Here is a 1,110-nt window from a genome sequence, read left to right on the forward strand (position 1 = left end):
TGAAACCTACCGACACCTTGATGAACCCACCGCTGAATTTGATAAAAAAAATGACAGACCTAATAAATTTTGGAGCGACTTTTCACTTGCTCAACAAGTCGAAATATGGCAAAAGTTTAATAAAGAGGCTGCTCATTTTAATTGGCTCAGAGCGACACCTAACGAAGAAATAATTAAGCCTTGGCTACACTTTAAAGGTGAGCCCGAACGTATCGAAAAACTAACCTGGAAATACAAAGCAAAGCGTTTAGCACTGCAGTTGTTTATGGGAATACCTTAAAGATGATTATATTTATAGCATGCAACTAGGATTCTGATAATAATTAAAAATGGAATTTAAACCTAGGTGGCACAAGTGCTGTCTAGGTTTATTAAAGCAAAGGAACCTGATGCAAAATAATAATTACTTCGGTGTTGGAATAATGCCAAAGAAAACGAAGTTTAATCGCTTTTTTGAAGCTCACCGAATAATAAATAAGGGAAGCGAGGGAATTAACAAGACACTCATCCTAAATTTTGACGAGGGAATTAACAAGACACTCATCCTAAATTTTGCACTTTTCGAAGTTAGAGGCTAGCCTTTGTTTAGTGCAAAAAACAAGCAGGGTGTCACATGGCAATTGCAAGAAAGCGTCAAGTAAGTTTGGTTGATACGAAATATTATCATTGTATTTCACGGTGTGTTCGACGTGCCTTTCTGTGTGGTGAAGACCACTTTACGGGGAAGTCTTACGAACATCGACGAGGCTGGGTTGAAGATAAGCTACTTGAATTAGCGAAGGTATTTTGTATTGATGTGTGTGCTTATGCCGTAATGAGTAACCATACACATTTAGTACTGTATGTTGATGATAAAAAAGCCAATAGACTGAATGACAAAGCCATTGTTATTCGTTGGCATAAGCTTTGTAAAGGTACATTGATTACACAAAAATACATCCAAGGCGAAAAGCTAAGCAAAATAGAGCTCATATTTTTTAATCAAATAGTAAAGGAATATCGAGAGCGCCTATCAAGTATTAGCTGGTTTATGCGCTTATTAAATGAAGGTATTGCGCGCAGAGCGAACAAAGAAGATAACTGCACAGGACGGTTCTGGGAGGGACGCTT

2 pseudogenes are annotated in these 1,110 nt (G+C 37.7%); both read left to right on the forward strand.

From position 1 onward, the window contains the following. Positions 1–280 (forward strand): annotated as a pseudogene (locus tag GQR52_RS20345) (hypothetical protein); the annotation flags it as partial. 333 nt (positions 281–613) lie between these two features. Continuing rightward, positions 614–1,110, forward strand: a pseudogene (locus GQR52_RS20350) (transposase); the annotation flags it as partial.

Source organism: Pseudoalteromonas sp. 31A1, from assembly GCF_011378815.1.
Taxonomy (GTDB): domain Bacteria; phylum Pseudomonadota; class Gammaproteobacteria; order Enterobacterales; family Alteromonadaceae; genus Pseudoalteromonas; species Pseudoalteromonas arctica.